We start from the raw sequence: 25814 nt of genomic DNA, 5'->3' as shown, positions 1-25814 counted from the left end.
CATCCGCTGGTACAACAACGACCGCATCTCAACAAGACTCGAGGGCCTGAGCCCGGTGCAATACCGGGCCCAAGCCCTCGCGGCCTAGGCTTCTAACCAGCCAGTCCAACAATCGGGGACCAGTTCAGCCGGTGGGTTGCCCCCTCAGAATCCGACCGTGCAACCCACCACCTCAGGGGCCAACCCCCGAGACCGCAGCAACCGCGAACCACCAACACCGCACACCCGTACGACGCCCGCCCCGCACGCGCCGTACGCGCCGTACGCGCCGTACGCGCCGTACGCGCCGTACGCGCCGTACAGGCTGGCCGGCCCGACGTCTCAGGGGTCAACCCCGCAGATGGGTGGTTGGCCCCCGAGAATCCGGCGGTGCAACCCACCAGCTCGGGGGTTGGCCCCTGAGCTGGGGAGGTGGGACCACGCGGTGGGTTCACCCAGCAGATGGCGGGTTCTGGACCGTCATGCGGGTGCAGAACCCGCAAGCTCACGGGTGGACCCAGCAGATGCGGGAGGGGTGGGGGCGGTCAGGCAGGTGGGGGTTTTAGGCCGGTAGTGCGGAGTTCTAGGGCCGCGAGCTGGCGGATGATCGCCGAGTCCCCCTCGCGCCAGGCGGTGACTGGGTCGTCGGAAATCCGGGCGAGTTTGTGCATGGGCTGGTTAGCCATGGCTCGGAGGGCGAAGAGGTCGAGGTCGGCGGCGTTGTTGATGAAGCGTTGGGCGGCGGTGGCTCGGCGGATGAAGCGGAGGCGGCGCGGGAGCCAGATGAGCAGGGCGAAGAGGATGGGGAGGGCGATGGTGACGGCGGCCAGGACGTAGGCGAGTTGTTCGACGGCGTGGGCCTGGTCGCGACCGGCCTGGGCCAGGCGCGCGGCGGCTGCGGCGGCGCCGTCGATGGGTGAGCGGAGTTCGTCGCCGACGGCGGGGACCTTGCCGATGGGGACGGAGAAGCGGCGGAGGTCCGCGGCGAGGCCGTCGCCGGCTTCGGCGGTTTTGCGGCCAGGGGTGCCGAGGGCGTTGGTGATGCGGAAGACCAGCAGGCCGACCTTCACACAGACGTAGACCCAGGCGACCAGGAGGAGGTCGCCGAAGATCTGCCAGAACCGCTGACTGCCAACCTGCGAATAGAGCTTCACCCGAAGGACGTTAGAGGCTGGAGCGGAGATCCCACAGCAACGGGTAGTAACGAAGATCGAGACGGCTGCGCAGGTACGTCGCTCCGGACGAGCCGCCCGTACCGGGTTTGGTGCCGATCATCCGCTCGACCATGACGACGTGGCGCGCGCGCCAGGCGGCGGCCAACTCGTCGTGCTGAAGGAGCGCTTCCGCCAGCTCCCAGACCGCGCCGTAGTGGGCGCGGTCGCCGGCGGCCTTGCGGAGGGCGTCGCCGATCGAGTCCTCGGTGTCGGTCGCGAAACCGGCATGGCCCAGTACGGCGAGGAAGGCGTCCCAGAGGCTTGGTTCGTCGAGCCGCAACTCCAGGCGGGCGGTTTCGGCGTCGGTCAGCCCGCGGAAGCGCCGTACGAAGGAGGGGTCCTTGGCCGCGGACAGGAACTCGATCTCGCGGAACTGCACCGACTGGAATCCACTCGCCGGCGACAACCGGTGCCGGAATTCGCCGAAGTCCTGCGGGGTCATCGTCTCGAGGATGTCGACCTGCTGGGTGAGGGTGCGCTCGATCGTGTGGACGCGGCGCAGCAGGTGCTGGGCGAGCCAGAGCTCGTTGTTCAGCATCGCGTTGCGGGAGGCGGTCAGCTCGTGCAGGACCTGCTTGAACCAGAGCTCGTAGACCTGGTGGATGGTGATGAACAGCAACTCGTCGTGCGCCGGCGGATCCGACTCGAGCCGCTGCTGGTCGAGCAGTTGCGGCAACCGTAAGTAGCTGCCGTAGGTCAGCCGGCCACCTTCCTCACCGAAGTCGACATCGGTCCCGCCCCAACGCCCTGCAACAACCTCGTCAGCCATGGCTGGAGGCTATCTCAGGCACTCCGTGACCGGTCAGGCATTGGCTCGTTGGACCTGGGGTACGCCGAAACGAGGAGTCGCATGACCGCCACGATCGAAACCCCGCTGGTCCCGGGACCTGTCCAAGGTCCGACACGGACTGTTCAAGATCCGGCGCGGGATGGGCAGCTGGTCGAGGCCCTGTTGCTGGATGACTACCGTGCGCTCACCCGGCTGGCCTATCTGATCCTGCCGCCGTCACTCCGGCGCTCCCAGCGGATCGCAACCGCGCATCGCGTGGTGCAGAGCGCCGTACCGGCAGGGTTGTCGCTGCCGATTCGGGATCCGCGTGGATACCTGCGGCGCCGCGTCGTGCAGGAGGCTGCCCGGCAGGCGGCCGAGCGGTCGTTCCTGGACCGGCTGGGCAGCGTCTTCGCGCCCGCCGATCCCGCCGATTTCGACCCTTGTGCGATCGACCTCGACCACACCGCGATCGTCCGCCGCTGTCAGCGCGGACGCCAGGTCTCCCTCGCCGCCACCGCGGTCTTCGCCGCTGGGGTGCTCGCCGCGTTGCTGCTGATGTCTTGACGCCGCGTTAGCTGCCACTTACTTTCGGTTCACCGCCTACCCCCTACCGCCCCAGGGAGTTTCGTGATGATCGTTGGAATCGTTTCCAGCCTGAGTCTGCTCATCGCCCCACTTGGTGCACCACTACCAGCGCCCGCGACACCGGAGGTCCCCATGGCTCCGCAAGCGACGATCTGCAACAAGTACTGCGACGCCCGCGACCCGGCGCTGGCACCAGCGGCCCGGGCATCGGTGTCGTCGAGTTTGTTCGGCCGCACCTTCCGGCTCTACTTCGACGACGCCGACGCGATGGGCTGGGGGTCGGTCGAGAACGGCAGCCCGGGTGACGAGGTCTGGCTGGACCGCTCGATGGACGGCGGCCGCACGTGGAGCGGTGGCAGCAAGCTCGGCGCCACCTCGGTGCCGAGCGGACAGACCGGTTGGCGCACGCAGATGTTCAACGTCGACGACTGGGCGAACCAGGGCGTCGGCGCACTGCGAGTCTGCGGCAAGGCCGGCGACCGCGCCGACATCACCTGCTCCCCCTGGGCCCGTACGACGTGGAACGCGTGGGACCGCCGTACCGCGGCCGCGACGGCGTTGATGCAGGACTACAACCGGTCCACCGGCCTGTTCAGCACCACCGGCTGGTGGAACAACGCAAACGCCCTCAACGCGCTGATCGACAACATCCGGGTCAGCGGGATGAACAGCTACCGGTATGCGATCGGCACCACGTACGACAAGAACCTCAATGCGCAGCAGGGTCAGTTCCGCAACGACTACATCGACGACACCGGGTGGTGGGGGCTGGCCTGGATCGCGGCGTACGACCTGACCGGGGAAGCACGCTATCTGCAGACGGCTCGGGCCGACGCCGACCACATGGCGGCGTACTGGGACAACGTCTGTGGCGGTGGGGTCTGGTGGAGTCAGGCGAAGACCTACAAGAACGCGATCACCAACGCGCTCTACATCCAGCTCAGCGCCGCGCTGCACAACCGGATCTCGGGTGACACGACGTACCTGCAGCGGGCGCAGAGTGGGTGGACGTGGTTCCAGCAGACCGGGATGATCAACAGCTCGAACCTGGTCAACGACGGCATCAGCCTGTCCACGTGCAAGAACAACGGCGATACCACCTGGACCTACAACCAGGGTGTGCCGATCGCGGCGCTGGTCGAGTTGTCGAAGGCAACGAACAACTCGGCGTACCTGACCACTGCTCGGCAGCTCGCGAATGCGTCAACGACCGCTAGCGGCCTCCACACCGCGGACGGCATCCTGCGTGAGCCCTGCGAGGGCGGCGACTGTGGTGGCGATGGTCCGTCGTTCAAGGGCATCTACGCGCGCGCACTGACCAAGCTGAACACCGCACTGTCCGACCACCCGTACTCGGCGTATCTCAAGCGCCAGCAAGATCGCGCGTACGCCGCGGACCGGACAGCGATGGATCAGTACGGACTGCGCTGGTACGGGCCGGTCGACAAGCTGGATGGGGCTCGTCAGCAGTCCGCGTTGGACCTGCTCAATGCTCCGGTCTGACAGCATTCGCCCGGTGGAGATCGAGCAGGGCGGCTCGCAGTGGCGCGCGACGCTGCTGCGTGTCCACCGGGAGTCGGATTGCGTCTTCACACTGACTCTGCTGATCGATCCGGATCGCGGGGCCGAGGGCATCGTCTTCACCGAGTTCTACGACTACGGGCCGCTCGGTGACGACCCAGGACGCGAGTACGGCTACAGCGTGCAGGCGCCGTACGCCGTACTGGACATCCTGGCCGATGCGTACTCGCCAGGGATTGCGGGGCCAGCGCGAGAGCGGCTGGCCGGCGCGCTGGCGACGCTGGTCGATCAGGGCGTGTTGGGAGACGGGTTGGCTTTGAAGGAGAACCAGGCTCGCGTGTTGACCGGGTTCCAGACGGCTGGGGTTCCGGCTAAGGCGAATACGTGGTTTTGGATGAACTCGGAGTGATTTGGGTCGGTCTCCGGCATAATTCGGCGGCATGAGCGATCTCGGTGGGCTGCGGCGGATCAACGAGTTGGCGATCCTGACCGCGGTCCGGGCCGGGACGGACACGCTGACCGAAGTGGTGCGGGAGACCGGGCTCGCCCGGGCGTCGGTCGGTGAGGTGACGCGCGATCTGGTCGCGAGCGGTTGGCTGAGTGAGGCAGCGCCGGTGGTCCGGGGGCGTGGGCGACCGGCCGCGCGGTACGAGTACCGGGCTGAGGCGGGGGTGCTGGTCGGCGCGGATATCGGGGCGTTCAACCTCCGGGTCGCGGTCTCGGATCTGAGCGGGCGGCCGCTGGCGCAGACCCGCCGCTTCACGACCCCCGAGCTCGACGCCCGCCGCCGGTTGCGGATCTTGGATTCCGCGATCGACGAATGCCTGCGGGAGGTCGGGCGCGACCGCGATGAGGTCTGGGGAGCCGTCATCGGAAGCACCGGTCGTGTGGGCGACGGGCGCGTCCTGCTTTCGGCCGCGATCTCGGACTGGACAGGTGTGAACCTGTCCGCTCACCTCGCCAAACTCCTCCCCGGCTGTCTGGTCGATGTCGGCAACGACAGCCGCCTGGCCGCCCTCGCCGAACAGAAACTCGGACCCGGGCGACCGGAGAGCCTGGTACTGCTCCAGGCGGGACGGCGGACGGGGCTTGGATTGGTGGTCGGTGGGCGGCCGCATGCCGGGTTCGGTGGGGTGGCGGGTGACCTGAGCCGGTTTCCTGCGCTCAAGTGGGAAGGGGCGATGGAGTACCTGCAGCAGAGTGGGGTCGCGCCGACCACCGGCCCGACCTCCGACCCGGTCGCCGACACGCTCAACGCCGCCGTCGAGGGCTCCCCCGCCGCGATCGCCGCCGTACGGCGTTATGTCCGGATGCTCGCCAACACCGCGGGTGCCGTGGTCTCGATCCTCGATCCCGAAGTGCTCGTGCTCGGCGGCTCGCTAGCGTCGTACGGCGATCTGATCCTGCCGCTCCTTGCCTCGGAACTCGAGCTGCTCTGCCTGCGGATGCCGCGGCTCGAGGCATCGACGCTCGGCGCGGACTGCGCCGTACTGGGTGCTCTTTGTGCAGCCACCGAGATGGTCGATGACGCACTGATCGGTTCCGGGCCGGGTCCGCTTCCGGTCCATGCCCGACCGATGATTTCGACCTGAGTCGAAGGGTGGTTGCCAGGGAGCATGACGCGCTCTATATCTATGGAGTCCGTCATAAATAAGGAGCTCCGATGTCCGACACCGCCCCGCGTCGCTCAACTCCTGCCTGGTCAACTCCTCCCAGGCACCTCCTTGGTCGCCGGCAACTGCTCGGCTGGATGGGAGCCGGTGCGGTCGTCGCCGGAGTCCCGCTCTCCGCACAGACCGCAGGCGCTACCAGGCTAGGCACCACCGCCGCGCCGCTGACGGTCTGGCTGCCCTCGCCCGCCGACAAGATCAAGCGCGATCGCGCCTTCGGCCCATCGACGGACACCATCCGCCTGCACGCGGCGCGGAACGAATACGAGTCCGGCCAGGTGATCGTGCGGACCACGACCGGCAGCACCGACATCGGCGTCACCGCAAGCGAGCTGACCGGACCGGGCGGCGCCAAGCTGACCGGGATCGAGGTCTTCGAGCAGCGCTACATCGCCGTCGACCGGGCCACGCCGAACGCTGGCGGCTGGGGCCCTGGCGTCTACCCCGACGCGCTCGTCCCGCTGACTCCGACTCGACGCATCACCGCGAGTACCAACGCCAACCTGGGCATCTGGTTCACCGTGAACATCCACAAGGGCGCCCCCGCCGGGCACTACACCGGCTCGCTCACCATCACCGGCGGTACGGCGCCGGTCGTCGTACCGATCGATCTTGAGGTCTGGAACTTCGAACTGCCCGACCAGTGGAGTACAGCGACCGCCGTGTCCATCTGGTACCAGCAGGTCGCCCGCGCGCACGGCGTACCGTTCGGCGACCCGCGCCACGAGCCGTTGCTGAAGAAGTACTACGACTTCCAGCTGAAGAACCGGATGCTGTCCAACGACATCCCGGTCCCGATGAAGCCGAAACTCCAGCACCCGAACACGACCGACGGTCTGCTGACACCGGGTCCGGGTCAGGACCCCGAGCCGGCCGCATTCCTGGCCGGCGCCGACCAGTACCTCAACGACCCGCGCGTGATCCGCTACCGCATCCCGCTCTACGTCACCGCGGACACCCCCGCCGGCGGCTTCACCATCGACGAGAACAAGCTCCGCCAGGTGGTCGCGGGCCTGCGCTCCAAGGGCCTCATCGATCGCGGGTACTTCTACTACGCGGACGAACCGATGAACGATCAGGCCTACGAGAACGTGCGCAAGCTCTTCGCACAGGTGAAGGCGATCGCACCCGAGGTCCCGCACGTGCTGACACTGGAGCATCTGCCCGAGCAGAAGCTGCTCGACTTCGTCCACGCCTGGTGTTTCGTGATCACCGTGCCGAAGCCGGAGCTGCCGGGAATCGTTGCCCGGCTCAAGGAACGCGGCGATCTGGTCTGGTGGTACAACGCAGTCGGTCACCACTACCCGCTGCCGGGCACCTTCATCGCCGACAGCGCTGTCGGCCACCGGCTGCTGCCGTGGATCCAGCACGATCTGGGCGTTGAAGGTTATCTGCACTGGTCGAGCACGGTCTTCGGCAAGTGGACCGGTGACGGCTACCAGGTTGGCGACCGCTGGAGCGATGCGTACGGACTGGAGACCGCACCGGGCGACGGCTTCCTGATGTACCCCGGTAACGCCGTCGGCATCGACGGACCGGTCGGGACCGTGCGGCTCGAGTGGATGCGTGAAGGGTTCGAGGACCTCGAGTACCTCGCCTTTTACGACCGGAAGGCGGCCGCCCTCGCGACAGCCTGGGGTGTGCCGAAACCCGAGCGTGGGCTGGGTTCCCACCACGACGTCCTGCATGACTGGCTGGCGCCGTACCGGGATGATCCGGCCTTGTTCCACAAGGTTCGCGCGCAGGTCGGCGCCGAGGTCGCACAGCTGTTCGGTACGACGCCTGCTCTGGTCCGCATTGACAAGCCGACCGCCGGACACGTCGTGGTCGAGCTCATCACGCTGAAGGACGCCGCCGTCCAGATCAACGGAACCACCAGCACGGCGGTCTCCGCCCAAGGTCCGTCGGCGACGCATCGGGTGATTCTCGACTTGCCGGCCGGCGAGCACCAAATCACGCTTTCCGTTGCTGGCAGCAACTTCTCGCGCACCGTGAAGGTCGCCGCTGTCGCCACTCCGCACGAGATCGTCATCAACTCCTTCGAGTCTCCGGCGGATGTCGCCCGCCTGGTCACCCAGGAGGCCAGTGCGACGTTCAGCAAACAGCATCCGACAACGGGCGGTAACAGCGCCAAGCTGGTCTTCAATGCGAACGTCGCCGACCCGGCGTGGGCAGGTGTCTTCCTGTACACGTTGAAGGAAGGCCATCCGGAGCAGTCGATCGGCCGCAACGACTGGTCTCAGCTCGAGGCGGTCGCCTTCGATCTCTACAACGACTCCGACGACCTGATCGCGATGTACTGCGACTTCCACGACCCGGTCAAACTCGACAACGGCAATCCGTTCTATCTGGCACCGCGCAAGCAGCAGCGCGTCGTCGTACCGCTGACCGGTCTGATCAGTGACCTGCCCCGGATCACCTCGATCCACCTCCGGGTCGACCGCCGAGCCAATCCGCTGACGGTCTATCTGGACAACGTCCGCTTCCTGCGCAGCAAGACCGGACTGCCGACACCAGGGAACTGGTCACGTCAGGACGCCGACCAGCGCATAACAGTCCAGGCCGTCCGCCCAGACGGCACCATCGGGTACGCCCGGGAGAACGGCGCCAGCTGGGATGTCACGAGTCTCCCGGCCGGCGTGACTGGCGCAGTCGCCAGTGCGGTCGACCCGGCCGCCAGGATGAACCTGCTGGGGATCACCAGCAGCGGCCAGCTCAGGTGGAGCCGGCTGGACGGCACCTGGACACACACGGCGGTTGCCGCACCAGCCACGCTGACCGGTACGCCGGCCGCCGTACTGGATGCTCTTGGTCGCCTGACGTACTTCGCCCGCACCAGCGAGGGGGACCTGATCCGCGGCCGCCAGAGCGCGCCCGGAGCAACCACCTGGACTGCGGCCTATGTCCTGGATGCCAGTGGCAACAGAGCCGTCGTTAGCGGAGACCCTGCCGCCGTACAGGATCCGTCCGGCAAGCTGACGTACTTCGTGCGTGGTCACAACGGTGACCTCGTGCACGGCTGGGAGAACGCGCCTGGCAACGACCAGTGGAGCATCGACCTCATCAGGCAGGGCGGAAACGGCGCAGTGGCCGTCATAGAGGGGCGACCAGCCGTGTCGCAGGACATCTCCGGACGCCTCACGTTCCACGCCCGGACTGCTGCGGGTGGTGTCATTACAGGCTGGCAATCCACCCCTGGCAATGGTCCGTGGCGCTACGACTCCCTACCGCTCACTGCCACCCTTGCTGGTGATCCGGTGAGCGCGCTGGATGCCTCTGGCAAGCTCGTGTACTTCGCACGCACCACTGACAACCGCATCGCCCACGGCTGGTCACGGTACCCAGGCAACGGTCCGTGGGAGGGCACGGTGATCGGTGCCGACGGCATCACAGCGGACGGCGCCACCACGCAGTCCGCAGATGGGCGGCTGCACTACTTCGCCCGGCTTGCCTCCGGCCGCCTCGGTCACTGGTGGCAGGACGCGCCGGGGATCGGTCCTTGGCACGACGGTGACGTCCCAAATGCGTGAGCCGGACATGCCCGCAGCTAGTTGGTGACCGATGGGTAATGCCATGATGGCCCGATGGAACTGAAGCTGTCCGCGTCGTACGACGCCACGCCCGAGGAAGTGTTCGCAGTCGTCACGGACAAGACGTTCCGTGAACAGGCCTGCGAGAAGACCAACGCGTTGTCGTACGACGTGCAGGTGAGCCAGTCCGGCGCCGACACGATCGTCAAGGTGACCCGGGAGATGGCGTCGGACGACGTACCGGACATCGCCCGCAAGTTCGTCGGCGGGACGCTGACCGTCGTACAGACCGAGACGTGGCACGCCGCGGCCGCCGACGGGTCGCGGAAGGCCGACGTGGCCGGGGAGATCACCAACACCCCGGTCAGCCTGAAGGGCACTGCGGACATCACCCCGGGCGGAGCTCAGACCACCCAGGGCATCACGCTCGACGTGAAGGTCGCCGTACCGCTGATCGGCAAGAAGATCGAGCCGTTCGTCGTCGACGCCGTCCGCAAGGGCCTCGTCAAGGAGCACGAGCTCGGCCAGGAGTGGACCAAGTAGCAGGCTCATCCGTGTCGCTGCCGGATCAACCGATCCGGCAGTGGCACGCTGACAGGTGAGGTGAGCCAGATGCAGAAGAAGATCCTGTCCTCCGACATCGCCCAGTACTGCGTGATCTGCGCCGGCACGATGCCGTTCGAACGTGTCGACGCCGTCGATCACCACCACGACGAAACTACCGAACTGATCTGCGTGGCCTGTGGGTACGCGCTGCTCGTCGACCCACCGCTGCAGGTGCTGAGCGCCTAGAGCGGCGGACCGAAACCACAGATCACGCGCTTGGCGTGAGCCGGGTCCAGCGCGTTCGAGATCATCTGCGCGACGGTCGGGTCGAAGGCCAGGCCGACATGGCCGACCAGGTCCAGCGGGCAGGTGTCCTGGACGAACTTGTTGGTCACGCCGGGCTCGCGGACGAAGGACGTCTCGTGCGGTGTGACGAGCGCGTCGAAGCGACTCGCGATCACGGTGTACTTGACGCCTGGCTGGGCGATCGGGCCGGCGGTCAGCTTCGTGACGGCCGATCCGCCGACGATGATCTCGTCACACGCCGGGCAGCCGAAGTCCCGCAGTACCTGATCCACCAGCGGCCGCAGGCCGAGGTAGTCGCCGACGCTCACCAGACCGGCGAACGTGGTGCCGTGGGTAGGCGGCGCGAGCGCGACCACCTTGCCCACGTGGGCGGCGTACCCGCGGACCTTGGGGCCGTAGAGGCTCTGGAAGGCGCCTTCGGAATGGCCGACGATGTCGACCTTCGCAGCACCGGTCGACTGCCGGACCTGCTGGATGAAGGCGTCGATCTGGGCGGCGGACTCGGTGATCGAGACGGTGCCACCGACCGGGATCACCGGCGAGGCCTGGCCGTAGGTGAGCGTGAAGGTGCAGTAGCCCTTCGCTGCCAGGTACGGCTGCAGGTAGGCGTAGTTGCCGGGGCCGTTGCCACCGAGGCCGTGCAGGAGTACGACTGGGTTCGGATGGGCGGCCGACGGCGTGCAGGAGGCTGCGGCCGGTGCAGCATTGGCGGGCGTAGTGGTAACCAGGGCGGTTGTCACCACAGCGCCCGCCAGCAGAGTTGTCAGGACTCTGCGGAGGCGATTGGACATGTAGTACTCCCCGTGACGTATCGTTCGGTAACCGGCGGGTAACCGAGAGTTGAGCACGACTCCGGGTTATAAACAAGAGCTCATATTCAAAACCGGTTCACTAGGTTGCCGAACCCGGAGCGGGGGTAACGTCCAGCGCATGAGTCGGACCATTCGGGGCCTGGACGCCGAGCAGCGGCGGGCGGAGCGGCGCGAGCAGCTGCTCGACGCAGCGCTCAAGCTGTTCGCGGACAACGGGTATCTGGGCACGTCGATCGAGCAGATCTGTACGACGGCCTACATCGGCACCAAGAGCTTCTACGAGCTGTTCACGAGTCGCGAGGAGTGTTACGTCGCTGTCCTGCGGCGGACCTCGGACCGGCTCGAGGAGCGGATGGTGGACGCCGCGCGGCAAGCCACCGGCAACGAGAAGCAGGAGGCGCCGCGGCTGCTCGCGACCTTCGTGCACGCCCTCGTCGACGACCCGCGCGTCACCCGGGTCACCTTCGGGATGGCGTCCGGGATCTCGGAGAGCGTCGAGCGCGAACGCCGCGCCAACCGCCGCTGGGCGGCCGGCTTCCTCGAAAAACTCTGGGACGCGTACGACGGACCGCCCACCGACGAGCTGCGAGTCGTCCGGCACGGGGTCGCGATCGGTCTGGTCGGCGGCATGTTCGACCTGATCTCCGACTGGCTCCTCGACGCCGACCTCACCGCCGAGAAGCAGATCGAGACCCTAATCGACGACCTGACGACCTTCTACATCACCGTCCGCCGCGGCCTGACGAAATAATCACTCGAAGACGAGAGTGCGGAGGGCTACGTGGCCTTCCTCGTCGATGACGTAGTGGGCGTGGCCCTCGTGGTCGACGGCGATGCCCTCGATCCGGCGGATGTCGCCGAAGCGGTGCATCGTCTTGGTGCCGACCGGGCCCGACTCGGCCGGTAGCTCGAAGCGGACGTGCTCGGAGTCGGCGAGGGCGCCTTCGGGGTGGTCGTCGAGGACGGTGGCGGACTTGCCGATCGCATCCAGGTCACCGATGATCGCGTCGAACTCGACCCCGTCGCGGGTGTCCAGCGCACGCAGTCCGGCCGGGGCTTCCGGCGTACCGACGTTGTCCAGGACCCAGACCTTGCCACACCTCGGTACGGCGTTCGCATCGGCGAACAGTTCGTCGACGTTGTCGAGCTCGACCACGATCGGGTGGCCGTCGGCGGTGACCGGGTAGCGCAGGCCGAGCAGCAGTCGACCGTCGGCGGCGAACTCGGCCGCCTCGATGTTGACCGGGTGATCGGTGACATGGACAGTCCCGCCCCAGCTCTTCAACTCCCCCTTGGCGATCGTGGCATCGACGTACGACGCCTGTCCGAGCGGGCCGAGCGGGATCAGGTCCAGGCCGGCCAGCGCGTCATTGATCGCGCGATGAAGCCCGAAGCGCATGCGCACCACCTCGAGCTCAGCCGCCGTACCGGTGTCTAGGGCGCGACCGATGGACTCCTCGCTGACGCGGGCGATCCAGGACCGCTTGGCGCTCAGCGGACCGCGTTTCTTCCCGAACTGCGAGCCGACCAGGTACACGTAGCCGTCGCGGGAGGCGCAGGCCTCGGCGTCCTCAGTCCTGCCGTTGTGCACGCCTGCGTCGGCCGGCACGCGGACCGCCGTCCAGCCCTCGTCGAGCGGCGCGCCCGCGGTATGCGCGAGCAGGGCGATCGCGTTCTCCGCGCTCGCCTCGTCCAGCACCGTCACGAACGCCCGCTCCCAGCCGCGCCGTGCCAGCTCGTCGGGGCCGAAGACGCGGCACAGGTCGGAGGCTTCATTGGGGTCGAGGTGCAGATCGGTCTCATGCATATCTGGTAGACGCTCCCTCGGCCTCGAATGATCCCCTTCAGCACAGATCCCCGGGACATCCCTGAGCACTTCCAGGGTCTCCCGGGGATCTGTCGTAGCTCAGCCCTGGTGCGGGTAGCGGTAGTCCGTCGGCGGCGCGAAGGTCTCCTTCATCGACCGCGGGGAGGCCCAGCGGATCAGGTTCCACATCGAGCCGGCCTTGTCGTTCGTGCCGGAGGCGCGGGCGCCACCGAACGGCTGCTGGCCGACGACCGCGCCGGTCGGCTTGTCGTTGACGTAGAAGTTGCCCGCCGCGAACCGCAGGTAGTCGGCCGCCTCGGCGACCGCGTACCGGTCCTGCGCGATGATCGCGCCGGTCAGCCCGTACGGCGCGGAGTTCTCCATGCCCTTCATCACCGCGGCGTAGTCGGCGTCGTCGTACACGTGCACGCCGAGGATCGGGCCGAAGTACTCGGTCGTGAAGATCTCGTCGGTCGGGTCGTCGGACACGATCAGCGTCGGCCGGACGAAATAGCCCTCGGAGTCGTCATAGGTGCCACCGGCAACGACCTGCAGCGCGTCGGTCGCCGCGGCCCGGTCCAGCGCCGCCTTGTGCTTGGCGAAGGCGCGGTCGTCGATCACAGCGCCCATGAAGTTCGACAGGTCGGAGACATCGCCCTGAGTCAGCGACTCGGTCTCGGCGACAATGTCGTCCTTGATGAGGTTCCAGACCGAGCGCGGCACGTAGGAACGGCTCGCGGCCGAGCACTTCTGGCCCTGGTACTCGAACGCGCCGCGAACCATCGCGGTCTTCAGCACGGCCGGGTCAGCCGACGGGTGCGCGAGGATGAAGTCCTTGCCACCGGTCTCGCCAACGAGCCGCGGGTAGGTCTTGTACGACGCGATGTTCGTGCCAACCGTGCCCCACAGCGACTGGAACGTCTTGGTCGAACCGGTGAAGTGGATCCCGGCGAGATCCGGATGAGTCAGCGCAGCCTTGCTGACCTCGATGCCGTCACCCGTGACCAGGTTGATCACACCAGCCGGTAGACCCGCAGCCTCGAACAGCCGCATCGTCCAGTGCGCCGCGAACTGCTGCGTCGGCGACGGCTTCCAGACGACCGTGTTGCCCATCAGCGCCGGCGCGGTCGGCAGGTTGCCGGCGATCGCGGTGAAGTTGAACGGCGTGATCGCGTAAACGAAGCCCTCGAGCGGGCGGTAGTCGACCCGGTTCCAGATCCCCGGCGAGGAGATCGGCTGGTCGTTGATGATGTTGCGCGCGAACGCGACGTTGAAGCGCAGGAAGTCGATGAACTCACACGCCGCGTCGATCTCAGCCTGCTGCACCGTCTTCGACTGCCCCAGCATGGTGGCCGCGTTCAGTGTGTCTCGCCACGGCCCGGCCAGCAGGTCGGCCGCCTTCAGGAAGATCGCCGCCCGGTCGTCGAAACTCAGTGCCCGCCACGCCGGCGCTGCCGCCAGCGCCGCGTCCACGGCAGCCTTGCCGTCGGCCTCGGTCGCGTTGCCCAGGTTGCCCAGCACATGCGCGTGCTTGTGCGGCTGCACGACCTGGATCGAGGCCCCACCACCGAGCCGCTGCTCACCACCGATCGTGCAGGTCAGATCAATCGCACCCGCGGCGTTGAACTCCTTCAGCTTCGCCTCCAGACTCACCCGCTCCACCGATCCGGGCGCATAGCCCTTCACCGGCTCGTTCACAGGGGTCGGCACTGCGGTGACGGCATCCATCGGGTACGGCGCTCCTCGGTCGGCTCTACTGGATCTCAGCTGGCGTCTTCATGGTGCCATGTCCAACCCAGTACCACGAACCTGACAGGTATGACGTGGAGTACGTTCTTTTGCGTGACCGGAGTAGGACATTTCACAAGCGCGCAAGCCCAAGCCAGCTACCTCGCCCTGTACGACGAGCTGATCGCCGCAATCCCCGGTGAGCGCGAGACCCGCGACGTCTCCACCACCTACGGCCAAGTCCGCGTCTACCGCTTCGGCTCCGCCGAGGGAACGCCGTTCGTGCTGCTCCACGGCCGCGGCGCCACCAGCGCAATGTGGGAGCCGAACATCCCAGCCCTAGCCGCCGAACGCACCGTCTACGCCATCGACTCCCTAGGCGAACCCGGCCGCAGCATCCAGACCCTCCCGATCGCATCATCGGCGGACCAGGCAGCCTGGCTCACCGAAGTCTTCGACGTACTAGGCATCGAGAAGGCCCACGTGGCCGGCCTATCCGGCGGCGGCTGGCTCACCTTCAACCTCGCGCTCCACTCCCCTTCGCGCATAGCCACCGCGACCCTCATAGAGCCGGCCAACGTCCTGGCCCACTTCTCCAAGAAGTTCCTCCTCGGCGGCTTCTCCCTCCTCCCCGGCCTCCCCCAGTCCTTCGGCGACCGCTTCCTCGGCTGGGTCTCCGGCGACCCCGACATGACCCAACCCATCGCCCGCCTCCTCACCACCGGCATGCGCGCCTACCGCATGCACCTCCCCATCCCGAACTACGGCACCGACGACCTCCTCCGCAGCCTCCAGGTCCCCGTCCTGGCCCTACTAGGCGGCCGCAGCGTCGTACACGACCCCCTCGAAGCAGCCCGCCGAGCTCAGACCCTCATCCCCCACAACGAAACCGAACTCTGGCCCGAAGCCACCCACGCCCTCTCCGGCGAGTTCCCCGACCAACTCAACGCCCGACTCCTGAACTTCGCCGAGAGAGCGTAGAAGAGCGGCCACGTCTGGCATGGGGACAGAAATTGCCAGGGTCGAGCGGCGCATGCGCGGCGGACGGTCGCAGGGGGCTACTGGCGGCCGTTACCGCAGCGCGTCTCAGGCTCGGGCTAATTCGCTCCCCAACACCACATCAATGCTGGAGATCTGAAGGACTCGCTGCCCGGCTCACACCGGGCGATAGGCACTGCACTCAGTCCGACAGTCCGTCCCTCCGAGACCGCGGCAGGTCGTGGTGGACGCGAAGTTGCCGTGCGCGTCGCTAGGTCATCGACACCTCGCCGCCAGCTTCACTGGTGACTTCGTCAACTGCCCCGTCGCGTCATGGGTGCAGCTACGAATGCCGTAGCCATGGGGCCCGCGCCCCGGCGAACTGCCGGGTCAACGGCGACCTCTGCCACTCCAGTCACGGCGGCCCCTCAGTCCAATGGTCTACGGACGACCCATTGGCTACAGTCAGAGCCAACTCAAGTACGAGCCCTCAGGTCAACGCCGCAACCCCTCCAACGAGCCAGGATCGACCCGAACAGTCCTACGGAGTCAGCGGAGCAGCATCAAGCGCACTGGAATTCGAGGCTAATCCACACGAACCGCGTCCAGGAACTCCTGCGGCGGGAGGTAACTGTGCGCTGAAATATAGTGAATGATCAGCGATGGTGCCGCATACTTCACACCCCACCTCCCCTTCACATGCAGTTCACCCATACCTAAAGAGACAAACCCACGTGCCACCGGTGCCGGGAAATGTAAAGGGGATTCAAGGGTGCAGAATTGGCAGTCATGCGTTCCGCGCATAACATTTTCTTGATGCTCAGCCAAGATTGTGAGCCGATCCAGAACTCCTGATTCAACCTGCCCCACAGCAAAGTCGTGTCCGCGCTCAAGCCAGCCAACATTGAGCATCCGGCGCCAGCCCGGACCATACGTATAGCGCGACAGGTCAGCGAAGTAGGTCACTTTTACCAGGCACTTTCTACATTCCTGCAGGCCGCCCAGTGACAGACGCCCATATTTGGCTTCAGCAGATCACTAAGCAGCGTCGTCCTTTCTACCGTGATCGACTTCTCATAGATGACGAGATTGTCGGGGGCTTTGAGATTATAGTTGTCGATCTTATCGCCTGGCCCGAATGTTTCATACGGCTTGACCCGCTTGCCTCCCTCGATCCTCGTACCATTCTTCAAGCTGAGACCCTCACCATGCTTGGAGTACATACGCAAGTAGGTGCCATCGGGAACGGTGATCTGACCGTTGCCATAAGTGTAAGTTCCGTGCCCAGCCAGGACGGTCTGACCATCCTTACGTCCGCCTCGTCGCACCTGCTTCGCCACATCATGCCCGAGTCCCCCGGCTCCACGAGTTTCTCTAGCGGCCTTGAGGCCCTTGTTGACGTAGCGGCTGGCCTTGGCCGCAGTTGCAGCATACCCAGCTATTGGTATAGCGGAGGCAGCGCTGAGAGCGGCATTGACGTAGTCGCCTTCGGCGGCGTACCAGGCGGCGTTGGCGAGGTCAGCTACTTCGCCTAGACCGGGGATCAGGCCCACGGCGTCCAGCAGGCCGTGGCCAATGGCGCCCTTGTTGTTCCAGATTCCGTTGCCTAGCTCCTTGAATGCCTCCTTCAAACTCATTCGGGGGCCGTTGCCGTTAAAGGTCGCGTTCTGGACGGGGTTGCCGGCATCCTTGACCGCGTTTTTGTAGACATCGTCAGCTGAGCCGCGAGTGTCCTGGATCAGGTTCTTGGATGTACCGCCGCCGGCTGGGTTCTGCCGGGCGATCACGGGATCGACAGCGGCTGGGGCGTTGGGTTGCTTGTTCTGCTTGACGTTCTCTTCGAGTTGCTGGCGCGCCTTGACTGCCGGGTCCGGGGGTGAAGGCTTCCGCTGCGTGGGAGTGGGGTCTGCGGGATCGTCGCCGTCGTCGCCGTCGTCGCCGTCGCCGCCTGGTGGGCATGTGGGCGGGCATGCCGGCTTCTTGGGGCACTTCTGGCCGTGCCGCCCCGGACCCTCACAGATGTTGTCGGGAATCTTGCCCGTCCACGTACAACGGAGCTCCTTCGGGCCGTCACCACCAAGTACTGACGTCCAGGCCCTCAACTTCTGGGGATTGATGCCCCTCGTAGGCGGCGGTGGCGGCGGCGGCTTCGGCTTGGCCGGGACCCACTTGCAGACCTGGCCTATCTCGCCGTACGGGTCGACGGCTTTGTTGCCGGTGGGGTCGTAGTTGGTGAGGGGGTTGGTGTTGCCGTAGGCGAAGCGGTTGGCGTCGGCGGCGGGGCCGCCGGAGTAGCCGACCGTGTCTCGGGAGTTGAAGGTGCCGGTGTTGGGGTCGTACCAGCGGGCGCCCATGTTGACGTTGCCGGTGGAGGGGTCACTCCAGTCGCTTTGGTAGCCGACGCCGTAGGTGAGGCCGGTGCTGGCGAGGTTCTTGCCGAAGGGGTCGTAGGTTCGGGAGTCGGGCAGCGCGGCCAGGGTGCCGTCTGCGGGGTCGAAGCCGCCGGTGATATCGGTGTGGCGGTCGGAGAGGAGGAGACGGCGGGTTTGGCCTTGGGCCAGCGAGATGACGTTGTCGCCGGGGTCGTGGCCGTAGATCTGGGTGCCGTCGGAGGAGACCTCGTCGCTGAGGCCCGCGTACTTGAGGCTGGTTCCGCCGGCGTTGATCGGACGGTCGGCGCCGTCGTACTGGTAACTGCGGCCGCCCTGTTCGACGACGCGATCGAAGGCGTCGAACTTGGTGGTCTGTGTTTCCGAACCCGTGGTCTTCGAGATCAGGGTGCCGCGGGCGGAGTAGCTGTAGTCGGTGGTGCTGTCGGTGATGAGGCGGTTGCGCTCGTCGAAGCGGGCGGTCTTTCCGTCGACCTTGACCCGGTTGCCTGCCTCGTCCCATTCGTACGACGTGGTCTTGCCACCGACGGTCCAGGTCTTGAGCCGGTCGGCGCTGTCGTAGGTGTAGGTATTCGCTCCAGCACCCTGGACACCGGTCGTCGTCTTGCCGGTGACATTGCCATCAAGGTCGAAGTTGTAGGCCACCGAGCTGACCGTCGAGCCCGCACTGTTCTTCAGCGCATCGGACTTCAGCCGGCCGAGGCCGTCGTACTCGAAGGTGCGGATCCGGCCGAGGCCGTAGCCGATGCTCTTGGGCGCACCGGAGTTGTCGTAGCCGAGCGTTTGCTCGGTTCGGGTCACCGGATCGGTCATCGAGCTCAGTCGACCCTTGATGTACGCGAAGTCCGCGGTCCCGGCGGCATCCGTCCGTTTGGTCAGCGCGCCGTCGCCGTCGTAGGCGAACGTCGCGTCGCCGGAGGGCCCGGTTGCGGACAGCAGCTGACCACGGTCGTCGTAGGTGTACGTGTCGGCCGCACCCGGAGCATTGATCGAGGTCACCCGCCCGAGGACGTCGTACCCGATGCTCCGGTTAGCTGCGGAGGCACCGGTCCCGGAGCCCGCCTCTTCGGTAAGGCGACCGGAAGCATCGAACGTCCGGGTCCGGGTAATGCCTCCCGGCTGGGCGACCCGCACCGGGTTACCGGCGGCGTCGTACGAGGTCGTCCAGGTCCGGTCCGCCGCAGCCGGGTGCGCGACGGTCGACGGCTCGATCACAGACTCGGTGAGCCCGAGGCTGTTGACCGATGTGTACGTCGAGTTGCCTCGTCCGTCGGTGTACCGCGACCGGTTCCCGGCCGCGTCGTACCCGAACGTCGTGGTGATCGACTGCGTCCCGGTCACTGTTTCCTGCTGCCGGGTCAACCGCGACAGCGCGTCATAGGTGAAGGACGTCAGCCCACCGGCTGGCGACTTCGCCGTCAAAACGTTGCCATCGGCATCGGACGTGTACGACGTCTTGCGCAGCTCCGTGTTCGCCGCGTCATAGTCGCCCTGTTCGACCAAGCGGCCGCTCAGGTCGAATGTCGAGGCATTCATCCGGCCGAGTCCATCGACCTGCTCCACCTGGCGGCCGACGAAGTCGTAGCCGAACTGGGTGACCACGTTCGACGGATCGGTGACCTTGATCGGCTGTCCGATCGAGTCGTACGTCGTGGTGGTGGTCGCGCCGGTCGGTGAGGTCGTCGATGTGACCCGGTCGGCATCGTCGTAAGCGAACTTGGTGACGAAGTTGTCGGTCACCGGCTTCCGCTCGGCCTGGGTCCGGGTGATCACCCGGTCGAGATCGTCGTACGTCGACTCGACCCGGCTGCCGAGCGGATCGACAACAGCCTTGGGCGCACCGTTCCCGGTGTACTCGTACGTCCAGACCGCCCGGTTGTCGTTCGTTGCAGCGGGCTGGTCGCTCTTCACCAGCCGGCCCTGTCGGTTGTAGGTGAGGAAGGTCTGCGCACCGCGCGAATCGGTCGTCTTGACCGGATTGCCGTTGGCGTCGTACTCGGTCTTGGCGTTCGGCGTGATCGCCGTGCCGCCCGGCGGCGTGTAGGTCGGTCCGGTGGTCTCGATCGGCAGGCCGATCTGGTTGTAGACCGTGCGGCCGACGTTGCCCAAGGCATCCTTTGTCGACGTGACAGCGCCGTAGGCGTCGTACCCGACCGTCGTCACCGGCGAGGTCTGCGTCGCGGCCTGACCGTTCTCCTCCACCGCCACCTTCGGCAGCGTGATGACGTTCTGCCGGCCGAGCTCGTCGTACCCGTACTTCGTGGTGAAGTCCGCCGCCACCGCGCCGGTCTCGTTACCGCGCGCCGATGTGGCGCTGGTTTGCAGGCCACGCTGGTCGTAGGCCCACGTCGTGGTCAGACCGGTGTTGCTGTTCAGCCAGACGGTCTGCGCGGTCCGGCGGCTCGCTCCGTCATACCGGTACGTCGTCTTGCGCTCCAGGCCGCTGACCAGCACCCGCGTGTTCGAGAACGATCCGGATTCGACCGTCGACAGGATGTTGCCGCCGAGGTCGTAGGTCATCGTCGTCCGTCGGTTCAGCCCACCTGGGTCTACCAGGCTCGTGAGCACTCGTCCCGCGCTGTCGCGGGTGAATGTGGTTTTCGACTTGCCGTTGTCGGTGGCCTGGGTGAGCAGGTTTCCGGCACCGTCGTAGGTGTTGGCCTCGAGGACGACGTCTCGGGTCGTGCCGTCGGGGTTGTGGAAACCCTCCAGCGTCGTCGACTTCAGCAGGCCGTCGCCGTAGTACTGGTAGCGCGTCGTGCGCCCCATCGTGTCGGTCTCACGGACGACCCGGCCGGTCTGGTCGTAGCCGAACGAGCGCATCACCTTGTAACCGGTGTCGCCGGTCCCGTCGGCGTCGCGCAACCGCACTTCGGCCAGCTTGTTCCGCGCTGTGAAAGCGTATTCGTACCGGTTACCGTTGGCATCGATCATCGCGGTCCGATTGCCGAAACCGTCGTACTCGTAACTGACCTCGTTCCCCACGCCGTCGGTCTGGCGCTGGAGCCGGTTCCGGTCGTCGAACGTGTACGTCGTCCGCCGCGGCTCGCCGCCACCGATCAGATCGGCGGTCTCCTCGGCGACGACATTGCCGTCGTCGTCGTAGCTGAGCGACACCTTCTGCTGGTGTTTGGCTCCGGTCACCTTGTCGGTCGTCACCGGTCCGGTGGTAGAGGTCAGCCGCGACGCCTTGTCGTAGCTGAACTTCGTGGTCACCCCTGCCGGCTCGGCGTCCGAGGTCTGTGTCTGAGCGCTTTTGCGGCCCACCGAGTCGTAGGTGAACGAGGTCTTCAGCCCGCTCGGTGTCGTGATCGCTTCGAGCTGTCCTGAGGCGTAGTAGCTGTAGTTCGTCGTCTGATCGAGTGCATCGGTTGTCGTCAGGACCAGACCCGACGGCATCTGCCCGTCGGGGCCGAACTCGGTTCCGTTGGTGTAGGTGTTCTTGACCGTGCCGGACGCCGGCGACTTCTGCGACACGACGTCGCCTTGGGCCAGATAGGTCAAGGTGGACTTGTAGGTATCATCCGTCGAGTTGGCCGAGCGTCCGTCGCGGGTTTCAATCGGCCGGCCCCAGCGCGGATCGAGCGGATCAGTCAGTCCGGTGGTCGGGAACGTCGTGTAGCTGGTGTGGCAATCCTCACCATGGTTGCGGCAGGTCGTCCGCGAGGTGTTGTTGCCCTTGATGTCGTACCCAAGAGTGGCAGTGTCGCCGATCTCGTCGGTCGTCTTGATCAGCTGTCCGGACTTGTCGTACTCGAAGCTCCGGATCGCGATGCCGTCGAGCCCATGCCAGTCGAAGATCGGATCCTGCGACCCGGAGCCGGGTGTGACCACACAGAAGTCGGGGTCGCCCGGATCCGGCGTGTTGCAGTTCGATGGAGTCGGCGTCGGGGTCGGCGCTCTCGGCAGGTCTTCGTCACGCGTACCAAGCCCGTTCGGTACGCCGGAACGCAGCAGCCAGCCGCCGATCCCGTCGTACTCGTAGAGGTACCGGCGATCGGCCGGGTCCCGGACCACGACGGTCCGGCGAAGATCCTTCGCGCCGCCGCTGATGACCGGCTCGCCGATCTTCCACAGCCCACCGTTGTCGTCGGTGACCTCCTTCACCCGCTCGGTGGCCGTGTCGTAAACGGCGGCGGACACGACCTTCCCGCTGGGGATCGTGACGGTCGTCAACTGGTCCGACGGGTTCTTGCCCAACTTGTAGTGCGCCGCGACGACGTCGGCCGTCAGCGGCCGGGAGTACACCGCGACCTCGTCGATCCCGCCCCGCAGATAGTTCCGCGTCGCGGATCCCCAGCCCGGCCAGGCGCCCGGAGCCTTCGCGAAAGCGGCCCCAAGCTGGTTGTAGACCATGCCGAGGTGATCGATCGTCCGCCCGGTCGCCGTCCCTGCGACGAGACCGTCGAGGTACAGCGTCTGGGTCGAACCGGCCGCCGACAGTACGACGTGATGCCAGCGGCCCTCGTCGACCGGGCCCGCCGTGGTGATCGGTGCGGCCGCACCGCCCCAGAACTGTCCGCGGAGCAGGCCGTCGGTTCCGACGTACAGAATCGGCAGTCCGGCCGCAGAGTCGCCCTCCACGTTCTTGTTCTGGTAGCCGAGTAAGGGGTTCGTGACGCCCTTCTCGGTAATCCGGAACCACATCTCGATCGACTGGTTACGGTTCCGCCGGACCATGCCGTTGGGAAGCTCGACGTACGACGGTCCCAGCGCACCCTTGAACCGGGTCGAGGTGTCGCTGGATCCGGCCAGCGCACCCGCGACGTTGTGGTCGACGCCCTTGTACGTCCCGTTGTCCTTGCCGAAGTTCAGCGTGACCTCGCTGGCGGCCGGCCCGTCGCTCTCCTCGGAGAGGCGGTAGTAGGAGTCAGGCTGGGTATCCAGCACCGCAGTCCGGTAGTGCGAACCCTGGGACGCGCCATATGTCGTGCATTTACCATCCGGCTCGCACACCGACTTGAGCAGATCGCCTTCATAGCTGTAGGTCCAGGTCAGCGGTGCGCCGTCGATCGGCTGAGTGCTGACCGACGCGATGTGTGTGCCTTCCCAGCTGAAGGACAGCGAGCGGTTGTTACCTTGCTGGCTGACAACTCTGGAGAGCTTGCCGTCGCTGCCGTACTCGAACAGCATCGGCTTGCCCCAGCGGCCCTTGATCTGCGTCAATTTGCCCGACAGCGAGAAGGTGTAGCTGTTCGCGCCACCGTCCTTCAGCATCCAGTTGTTGATCGTGCTGTCGAAGGTCAGGCGGGCCTGGCGGTTCGCGGGACCGACATAGGTCCCGTCCGGGTTCTTCCCGAACCGGACCTGCTGGCCGTCCGGGTAGGTCACCAGGACGTTGTTGTCGCTCTCGACCACGAGCTTGAGGTCGTACTTGCTGGACCACCCGGCACCGAAGACACCGGTACGGCGCGGGTCCAGGCTGTTGTAGGTACGAACGACGTCGAGTTCGGGGCCGGCGACCGGGATCGAGGCATCGATCGCCGAGCTCAGGTGGTTTCCGAGGTTCGCGTCGAAGGGCTGATCGTCGGTGCCGTACGGCGCGTTCGCCAGCCGCGACGTGATTGCCGGCTGCGGGATGTCGGTGAGCAGTGCCATCCGGTCGGTTCCCGCCGGCGAAACCGTCACGGCGCCTTGGCTGTCCTTGGCAGACAACCGCCAGCCGTACTCCTTGTTCCACGCCAGCTTGCCGGCGGGAATGTCCCAATTGCCGGCGGCTTGATAGCCCGAACTGAAGCAGGGGGTGTACGTCCCGAGAGCGGTCTTCTCGCAGACCTCGAAGCTGTAGGTGATCCCCGCCGTCGATGCGTCGATGTCGAAGGCCCGGCCCCACAGTTGCGGGGTGAGCGTCTGAGTCCGGTACCCGTTGTCGGGTGACAGCCCGTCGACCACAGGCGGCTGGTTCCGGACCTCGATGATGATCTTGGCCGGGCTCACGTTCTCGGTGCTGAAGTCCGGACCCTTGACCCGGACCATAGTGAAGTAGACCTGGTACTGCCGCGACGTCGTACCGGCAGTCATCTTCTTGATCGTCGCGTCGAGCGTCACACTCGCGCCCCGGGCCAAGGTCTTCGGAAGGTCGGCACCGCGGTACTGGTAGAGCTGCTGGCCGCTCATGTTCAGCACGACGGTCTTCAGGTAGTACTGCGACGGTGCCCAGTCCTCGGCACCGAGGTTCTTGACTGTGATCTTGATCTTGCCGTCGGTGCTCTGCATGACCGGCGGGTTCGGGGCACCACCGATCGTGTACTTCGCGTTGTACGGCGTGTGGGTGACGAAGAGGATCGGCTTGTTCGCGGACTTGGTTCCGGCGAACTCCTTCCACGAACTGTCGTCGTTCACCGGCGCACGCAGCGACAGACCGTAGTTCGTGCTCGAGTCGTTGGCCCAGCGCTGCACCAATGCGGCGCCCGGCGCGCCGAGGTTGAACAGGGTCGCGACCGGCGCGCACTTCGTGGTGGTCGTCCCGCCCGCGATGTAGCCCTGCGCGAACGACCTGCTCGCCAGCGCGGCGCCGACCGCCGGGCCGGGGTAGCTCAGGCCGGTGCTCGCCGTCCACGGCTGGGTGACCCCGTGAACAGTGACCGGTCGCGGCGCACAGGACGGCGCTAAGTAGCTGTTGACCTGGAGCTGCGCTCCGTAGACCGTGTGGTACTTCAGGGCGTCGGGCAGCGTGAACTTGAGGTAAGCCGCTGATCGGTTACCGTCTCGCCGGCCGACCATGAAGTCACTGTTGCTCAGATAGCTGCCGGAGTCTCGGACGGTCATGCCACCGTCACCGTCGGCGTTAACCTCCTGGACCGGCGGATCGATCCGCACCGGGTAGACCCGCGCCCGATCATCCAGCCACCGGCCGTCGACGTCCACCTTCAGGGCCTGGCGACCGTTGCTCTCGACCAGGCTGTAGGTGACCGCACTCGAGGTCGCGGAGACGCCATCCACCATGAAACCGGCCGGAATCCGGGCCTTCTGGTTGCCCTGGGCATCAGTCAGGACGACGTCCGCACCGCTGAGTGTGGCGGTCAGGCCCTGCAGATACAGGGGGAACACGAAGGAGCGTTCGGAGGCCTTCGATCGGAGGACGATCGTCTCCTTGAGGCCAGCCGGTTGCACAGTCAGTTCCAGATCGGCGCCGCGCTGGAACCCGGCGTACCGGACTGTGTCCGTGCCGACCGGAGTGCCGGCAATCCGGCCGGTCTGCTGCACACCCCAGCCGATCTTCTCGCCGCCGCTCAGCGTCACCTCGGCTACCGGCCGATCCGGGATGAGGCTTCCCGCCAGCATCGACCGAACGGTGTCACCCGACGAACGCCACCCGTCGCCCTCGACGGCGGGCAGCCGGTCGAGCGCGACCTTGATCGGGGCCCAGGTTCCATCCGGCCGCTGGTAGTTGACCGGGGTGTCGGAGATCGCCGTGGTCTCAGTACCGTCCGCATTCGCGTAGGTGGTCCGGAACCGCGTGCGCTCGTTCGAAATCTCCCGGCTGGTCTTGCGATCGAAACCGAGGACAGGCTTGACCGGTGCCGAGACGACCTTGATGCCGTTCGTGGCCTTCGGCTGCGCCGTGCTCAACTGCCGCTCGGGATAACGCGACTTGAGGCTGGCCGGAACGGTCTTGTTGACCTCGTTCCCGATCACCTGCGGCTGACCTGCAGCCGAGCCCTCGCGCTGCTGCGGAGCCGGCTGCGGCTTGTGCTTCCCGGGCTTGGCGCCGGCGGGATTGTCCGCGGCTACCGCGGGGGTGAAGTCAATGGTGCTCATCGGCACTGCTGCCACCAGCAGTAGCGCGAGACCCTTGCCCCACGATCGGCGACGTCGTCTTTGGGCGCGCGACAGCGATCCGGCCATGTGGAACTACCCCCAGGTGAAAGTCATGTTGCTCCCCCGAGCACCACAAACAGCCAGACGGTAACAGTTGGTCACTCAACGCACCATCGAGCCCGACGAGATTGCACGTATTGACATCCGACGCATCG

Annotated in this window: 17 protein-coding genes; 10 read left to right on the top strand and 7 right to left on the bottom strand. The window is 66.3% G+C overall.

Translation table 11 applies throughout. From position 1 onward, the window contains the following. Position 1: 1 nt before the first annotated feature. Positions 2-88, top strand: coding sequence for an IS3 family transposase (locus E1263_RS19525; RefSeq protein ID WP_420323368.1), 87 nt, complete (start codon positions 2-4; stop codon positions 86-88). Between the two features lie 436 nt (positions 89-524). Here the strand turns inward: E1263_RS19525 and E1263_RS19520 are convergent, their stop codons facing one another. Next, complete coding sequence (locus E1263_RS19520; RefSeq protein ID WP_132169337.1) at positions 525-1133, bottom strand: hypothetical protein; 609 nt, start codon at positions 1131-1133, stop codon at positions 525-527. A gap of 10 nt (positions 1134-1143) precedes the next feature. Beyond that, a complete protein-coding gene (locus E1263_RS19515; RefSeq protein ID WP_132169335.1) occupies positions 1144-1962 on the bottom strand; it encodes a tryptophan 2,3-dioxygenase in 819 nt (272 codons plus the stop codon). Between the two features lie 81 nt (positions 1963-2043). Between E1263_RS19515 and E1263_RS19510 the strand changes: the two genes are divergently transcribed. From E1263_RS19510 to E1263_RS19480, 7 genes are all read left to right on the top strand, one after another. After that, entirely contained in the window at positions 2044-2529 is a 486-nt protein-coding gene (locus E1263_RS19510) for a hypothetical protein (protein WP_132169333.1), read from the top strand. Positions 2530-2682: 153 nt separating this feature from the next. After that, positions 2683-4053 carry a glycoside hydrolase family 76 protein gene (locus tag E1263_RS19505; RefSeq protein WP_238161332.1) on the top strand — a complete coding sequence of 457 codons (1371 nt, stop codon included), beginning with the start codon at positions 2683-2685 and terminating at the stop codon, positions 4051-4053. A 13-nt stretch (positions 4054-4066) separates the two neighbouring features. Then, entirely contained in the window at positions 4067-4480 is a 414-nt protein-coding gene (locus tag E1263_RS19500; protein WP_132169331.1) for a hypothetical protein, read from the top strand. A gap of 31 nt (positions 4481-4511) precedes the next feature. Then, the gene (locus E1263_RS19495) at positions 4512-5663 is read left to right on the top strand and encodes an ROK family protein (RefSeq protein ID WP_132169329.1); all 1152 of its coding nucleotides are present in this window, start codon (positions 4512-4514) and stop codon (positions 5661-5663) included. A 71-nt stretch (positions 5664-5734) separates the two neighbouring features. Continuing rightward, positions 5735-9271, top strand: coding sequence for a DUF8189 domain-containing protein (locus E1263_RS19490; protein ID WP_132169327.1), 3537 nt, complete (start codon positions 5735-5737; stop codon positions 9269-9271). 54 nt (positions 9272-9325) lie between these two features. Then, a complete protein-coding gene (locus tag E1263_RS19485) occupies positions 9326-9814 on the top strand; it encodes a DUF2505 domain-containing protein (RefSeq protein ID WP_132169325.1) in 489 nt (162 codons plus the stop codon). Between the two features lie 69 nt (positions 9815-9883). Then, positions 9884-10063: a hypothetical protein gene (locus E1263_RS19480; RefSeq protein ID WP_132169323.1), complete on the top strand. Its 180-nt coding sequence runs from the start codon at positions 9884-9886 to the stop codon at positions 10061-10063. Here the strand turns inward: E1263_RS19480 and E1263_RS19475 are convergent. Continuing rightward, positions 10060-10914 (bottom strand): esterase/lipase family protein, encoded by an 855-nt coding sequence (locus E1263_RS19475; protein WP_132169321.1) that lies wholly within the window; start codon positions 10912-10914, stop codon positions 10060-10062. The two genes, E1263_RS19480 and E1263_RS19475, sit on opposite strands and share 4 nt — an antisense overlap. Positions 10915-11053: 139 nt before the next feature. Here E1263_RS19475 and E1263_RS19470 point away from each other — a divergent pair, with 139 nt between their 5' ends. Beyond that, positions 11054-11686, top strand: coding sequence for a TetR/AcrR family transcriptional regulator (locus E1263_RS19470; protein ID WP_132169319.1), 633 nt, complete (start codon positions 11054-11056; stop codon positions 11684-11686). On the opposite strand, the gene E1263_RS19465 is transcribed toward E1263_RS19470, so the two are convergent. After that, positions 11687-12742 (bottom strand): hypothetical protein, encoded by a 1056-nt coding sequence (locus tag E1263_RS19465; protein WP_132169317.1) that lies wholly within the window; start codon positions 12740-12742, stop codon positions 11687-11689. 99 nt (positions 12743-12841) lie between these two features. Next, positions 12842-14470, bottom strand: a complete 1629-nt coding sequence (pruA, locus tag E1263_RS19460) for an L-glutamate gamma-semialdehyde dehydrogenase (RefSeq protein WP_132169315.1) — start codon at positions 14468-14470, stop codon at positions 12842-12844. A gap of 114 nt (positions 14471-14584) precedes the next feature. Between pruA and E1263_RS19455 the strand changes: the two genes are divergently transcribed. Next, complete coding sequence (locus tag E1263_RS19455) at positions 14585-15451, top strand: alpha/beta fold hydrolase (RefSeq protein ID WP_165956684.1); 867 nt, start codon at positions 14585-14587, stop codon at positions 15449-15451. Positions 15452-16033: 582 nt separating this feature from the next. Here E1263_RS19455 and E1263_RS19450 read toward each other — a convergent pair. Together E1263_RS19450 and E1263_RS19445 are read right to left on the bottom strand one after the other, a co-directional pair. Further along, positions 16034-16414, bottom strand: a complete 381-nt coding sequence (locus tag E1263_RS19450; RefSeq protein WP_132169311.1) for a DUF7919 family protein — start codon at positions 16412-16414, stop codon at positions 16034-16036. 2 nt (positions 16415-16416) lie between these two features. Then, the gene (locus tag E1263_RS19445; protein WP_165956683.1) at positions 16417-25599 is read right to left on the bottom strand and encodes a putative adhesin; all 9183 of its coding nucleotides are present in this window, start codon (positions 25597-25599) and stop codon (positions 16417-16419) included. Positions 25600-25814: the final 215 nt, after the last annotated feature.

Source organism: Kribbella antibiotica, assembly GCF_004349055.1.
In the GTDB taxonomy this organism is placed as follows: domain Bacteria; phylum Actinomycetota; class Actinomycetes; order Propionibacteriales; family Kribbellaceae; genus Kribbella; species Kribbella antibiotica.
The sequence above is the reverse complement of the archived record's forward strand: the minus strand, read 5'-3'. Positions and strand labels throughout refer to the sequence as shown.

Excerpts from the sequence above, each read along its gene's own strand:
- E1263_RS19480 (WP_132169323.1), top strand. The coding sequence starts at position 9,884 with ATGCAGAAGAAGATCCTGTCCTCCGACATCGCCCAGTACTGCGTGATC.
- E1263_RS19445 (WP_165956683.1), bottom strand. The coding sequence starts at position 25,599 with ATGAGCACCATTGACTTCACCCCCGCGGTAGCCGCGGACAATCCCGCC.
- E1263_RS19470 (WP_132169319.1), top strand. The coding sequence starts at position 11,054 with ATGAGTCGGACCATTCGGGGCCTGGACGCCGAGCAGCGGCGGGCGGAG.
- pruA (WP_132169315.1), bottom strand. The coding sequence starts at position 14,470 with ATGGATGCCGTCACCGCAGTGCCGACCCCTGTGAACGAGCCGGTGAAG.
- E1263_RS19510 (WP_132169333.1), top strand. The coding sequence starts at position 2,044 with ATGACCGCCACGATCGAAACCCCGCTGGTCCCGGGACCTGTCCAAGGT.
- E1263_RS19515 (WP_132169335.1), bottom strand. The coding sequence starts at position 1,962 with ATGGCTGACGAGGTTGTTGCAGGGCGTTGGGGCGGGACCGATGTCGAC.
- E1263_RS19465 (WP_132169317.1), bottom strand. The coding sequence starts at position 12,742 with ATGCATGAGACCGATCTGCACCTCGACCCCAATGAAGCCTCCGACCTG.
- E1263_RS19505 (WP_238161332.1), top strand. The coding sequence starts at position 2,683 with ATGGCTCCGCAAGCGACGATCTGCAACAAGTACTGCGACGCCCGCGAC.
- E1263_RS19475 (WP_132169321.1), bottom strand. The coding sequence starts at position 10,914 with ATGTCCAATCGCCTCCGCAGAGTCCTGACAACTCTGCTGGCGGGCGCT.
- E1263_RS19495 (WP_132169329.1), top strand. The coding sequence starts at position 4,512 with ATGAGCGATCTCGGTGGGCTGCGGCGGATCAACGAGTTGGCGATCCTG.
- E1263_RS19485 (WP_132169325.1), top strand. The coding sequence starts at position 9,326 with ATGGAACTGAAGCTGTCCGCGTCGTACGACGCCACGCCCGAGGAAGTG.
- E1263_RS19490 (WP_132169327.1), top strand. The coding sequence starts at position 5,735 with ATGTCCGACACCGCCCCGCGTCGCTCAACTCCTGCCTGGTCAACTCCT.